Source organism: Mesorhizobium sp. M7A.F.Ca.US.006.04.2.1 (assembly GCF_004022915.1).
Classification (GTDB): Bacteria; Pseudomonadota; Alphaproteobacteria; order Rhizobiales; family Rhizobiaceae; genus Mesorhizobium; species Mesorhizobium ciceri.
The window spans coordinates 1-4,132 of sequence record NZ_RZQA01000584.1; the positions used below are offsets into that span (position 1 = coordinate 1).

General features: G+C 63.0%; 2 protein-coding genes and 1 pseudogene. All 3 read left to right on the forward strand.

The window, feature by feature from the left end:
- Positions 1 to 572: pseudogene (locus EN925_RS25780) on the forward strand (succinate--CoA ligase subunit alpha); the annotation flags it as partial.
- Positions 573 to 700: 128 nt separating this feature from the next.
- Positions 701 to 3,688: a 2-oxoglutarate dehydrogenase E1 component gene (locus EN925_RS25785; RefSeq protein WP_027163286.1), complete on the forward strand. Its 2,988-nt coding sequence runs from the start codon at positions 701 to 703 to the stop codon at positions 3,686 to 3,688.
- 47 nt (positions 3,689 to 3,735) lie between these two features.
- A partial coding sequence (locus EN925_RS25790; protein ID WP_348630366.1) for a biotin/lipoyl-containing protein occupies positions 3,736 to 4,132 on the forward strand: 397 nt, incomplete at its 3' end.

Genomic DNA, 4,132 nt, shown 5'->3' on the forward strand with positions numbered 1-4,132 from the left:
TGATCAGGGTCAAGGCCAGGCTCGACCGTTCGACCTCGCGGCTGATCGGCCCGAACTGCCCGGGCGTGCTGACGCCCCACGAATGCAAGATCGGCATCATGCCCGGAAACATCTTCCGCAAGGGCTCGGTCGGCGTTGTTTCGCGGTCGGGAACGCTTACTTATGAGGCAGTGTTCCAGACCACCAATGTCGGCCTCGGCCAGACCACCGCCGTCGGCATTGGCGGCGACCCCGTCAAAGGCACCGAGTTCATCGACATGCTCGAGATGTTCCTCGCCGACGAGGAGACCAAGTCGATCATCATGATCGGCGAGATCGGCGGTTCGGCCGAGGAAGACGCCGCGCAGTTCCTCAAGGACGAAGCCAAGCGTGGCCGCAAGAAGCCGATGGCCGGCTTCATCGCCGGGCGCACGGCGCCGGCCGGCCGCACCATGGGCCACGCCGGCGCGGTCATCTCCGGCGGCAAGGGCGGCGCCGAAGACAAGATCGCGGCGATGGAATCGGCCGGGATAAAAGTTTCGCCGTCGCCGGCAAGGCTGGGCACGACCTTGGTCGAAGCGATCAAAGGGTAAGGGAATAGGGGAGTAAGGGAGTAGGGCAGTAGGGAAAATAGCAGCGGCAAAAAGCCCTGCTCCCCTATTCCCTTATTCCCCTACTCCCCTCCAAAAACAGGAGACGGAGCCGGGCTCCGCGGACAAAAATGGCAAGACAAGATCAGGCCAACGACCAATTTTCTCTCACCTCTTTCCTCTATGGCGGCAATGCCGATTACATCGACGCGCTTTACGCCGCCTATGAGGACGATCCAGCCTCGGTCAATCCCGAATGGCAGGAGTTCTTCGCCGGGCTGAAAGACGATTCCGGCGATGTGCGCAGGAACGCCAAGGGCGCCTCCTGGGCCAAGCCCTCCTGGCCGCTGCAGGCCAATGGCGAACTGGTGTCGGCGCTCGACGGCAATTGGGGCATCGTCGAGAAGACGATCGAAAAGAAGGTCAAGGACAAGGCGGTCACCAATGGCGTCGTCCTGTCCGACGCCGACGTGCACCAGGCGACGCGCGATTCGGTGCGCGCCATCATGATGATCCGCGCCTACCGCATGCGCGGCCATCTGCACGCCAATCTCGATCCGCTCGGCATCGCCAAGCCGCTCGAGGACTACAACGAGCTGTCGCCGGAAAACTACGGCTTCACCGAAGCCGATTACGACCGGCCGATCTTCCTCGACAATGTGCTGGGGCTTGAATTCGGCAGCATCCGGCAGATGCTGGAAATCCTGACCCGCACCTATTGCTCCACGCTCGGCGTCGAGTTCATGCATATTTCCGACCCTGAGGAAAAGGCCTGGATCCAGGCGCGCATCGAGGGTGCCGACAAGGAGATCACCTTCACCGCCGCCGGCAAGAAGGCGATCCTGCAGAAGCTGGTCGAGGCTGAAGGCTTCGAGCAGTTCATCGACGTCAAGTACAAGGGCACCAAGCGCTTCGGCCTCGATGGCAGTGAGGCGCTGATCCCGGCGCTGGAGCAGATCGTCAAGCGCGGCGGCCAGCTCGGCATGAAGGAAATCGTGCTCGGCATGGCGCATCGCGGCCGGCTGAACGTGCTCTCCCAGGTCATGGCCAAGCCCCACCGCGCCATCTTCCACGAGTTCAAGGGCGGCTCTGCGGCACCCGATGAGGTCGAAGGCTCGGGCGACGTCAAGTACCATCTAGGCGCCTCGTCGGACCGCGAATTCGACGGCAACAAGGTGCATCTGTCCTTGACCGCCAACCCCTCGCATCTGGAAATCGTCGATCCGGTGGTGATGGGCAAGGCGCGCGCCAAGCAGGATTATCTGTTCGGCCGCAGCCGCGAGGAAATCGTGCCGCTGGAAGAGCGCGCCAAGGTGCTGCCGCTCTTGCTGCATGGCGATGCCGCCTTCGCCGGTCAGGGCGTGATCGCCGAGATCCTCGGCCTGTCCGGCCTGCGCGGCCACCGCGTCGCCGGCACGCTGCATTTCATCATCAACAACCAGATTGGTTTCACCACCAACCCGCGCTTTTCGCGCTCCTCGCCCTATCCGTCCGACGTCGCCAAGATGATCGAAGCACCGATCTTCCACGTCAATGGCGACGACCCGGAAGCCGTGGTGCACGCCACCAAGGTGGCGATCGAGTTTCGCATGAAGTTTTTCAAGCCTGTTGTGGTCGATATGTTCTGCTATCGCCGCTTCGGCCACAATGAGGGCGACGAACCGGCCTTCACCCAGCCGATCATGTACCGCAACATCCGCAACCACAAGACGACGGTGCAGATCTATGGCGACCGGCTGATCGCCGAGGGTCACCTCACCCAGGCCGAGCTCGACCAGTTGAAAGCCGACTGGCGGGCGCATCTGGAATCCGAATGGGAAGTCGGCCAGCACTACAAGCCCAACAAGGCTGACTGGCTCGACGGCGCCTGGTCGGGCCTGCGCACTGCCGACAACCAGGACGAACAGCGGCGCGGCAAGACCGCCGTGCCGGTCAAGACACTGAAGGAAATCGGCAGGAAGCTGACCGAGGTGCCGAAGGATTTCGAGGCGCACAAGACGATCATCCGTTTCCTCGAAAACCGCCGCCAGGCGATCGAGTCCGGCGAAGGCATCGACTGGTCGACGGCCGAGGCGCTGGCCTTTGGCGCGATCCTGCTCGACGGCAATCCGATCCGCCTGTCGGGGCAGGATTCCGAACGCGGCACCTTCTCGCAGCGCCATTCCGTGCTCTACGACCAGCGCGACGAGACCCGCTACATCCCGCTCAACAATCTGTCGGCGGCTCAGGCCGGCTATGAAGTCATCAACTCGATGCTGTCGGAAGAGGCGGTTCTGGGCTTCGAATATGGCTATAGCCTGGCCGAGCCCAAGGCGCTGACCTTGTGGGAAGCGCAGTTCGGCGACTTCGCCAACGGCGCCCAGGTGGTGTTCGACCAGTTCATCTCGTCAGGCGAACGCAAGTGGCTCAGAATGTCGGGCCTCGTCTGCCTGTTGCCGCATGGCTATGAAGGCCAGGGTCCGGAACATTCCTCGGCCCGGCTCGAACGCTTCCTGCAGCTTTGCGCCGAAGACAACATGCAAGTCGCCAACTGCACCACGCCGGCCAACTACTTCCACATATTGCGCCGGCAGCTGAAGCGCGACTTCCGCAAGCCGCTGATTCTGATGACGCCGAAGTCGCTGCTGCGCCACAAGCGGGCGGTGTCGACGCTGCCGGAAATTTCGGGCGAAAGCTCGTTCCACCGGTTGCTGTGGGACGATGCGCAGCTGCTTTCCGGACAAGCGATCAAGCTGGTCAAGGATTCCAAGATCCGCCGCGTCGTGCTGTGTTCGGGCAAGGTCTATTACGACCTCTATGAGGAGCGCGAAAAGCGCGGCATCAACGACATCTATCTGCTGCGCGTCGAGCAGCTTTACCCGTTCCCGGCCAAGGCGCTGATCACCGAACTGTCGCGGTTCCGCAATGCCGAGATGGTGTGGTGCCAGGAGGAGCCCAAGAACATGGGCGCCTGGTCGTTCATCGACCCGTATCTGGAATGGGTGCTGGCGCATATCGACGCCAAGCATCAGCGGGTGCGCTACACCGGCCGTCCGGCCGCCGCTTCGCCGGCGACCGGACTGATGTCGAAGCATCTCGCCCAACTCGCCGCCTTGCTCGAAGACGCGCTTGGTGAATAGAGAAGATCTGGGCGAACAACAGAACCGAAAGAAAACGGACAGGCACAATGGCTACCGAAATCCGCGTTCCCACTCTCGGCGAATCCGTCACTGAAGCGACCGTCGGCAAATGGTTCAAGAAGGTTGGCGATACAATCGCCGCCGATGAACCGCTGGTCGAGCTCGAGACCGACAAGGTGACGGTGGAGGTGCCTGCCGCCGCCGCCGGCACGCTGGGTGAGATCACCGTCAAGGAAGGCGAGACGGTCGGTGTCGGCGCGCTGCTGGGGTCGATTTCGGCAGGCGGCGCGGCTCCCGCCACGAAGCCGCAAGCGGTGTCGCAGGCCTCGTCGCCGGATGCGGCATCGACCGGCAAGCAGGCCGCGGCCGAGACCGCCAAGATCGCCGGCGATGCCGGCCCGGTCGAGCCGCGCACCATGCCACCGGCACCGGCCGCGGCGAAAC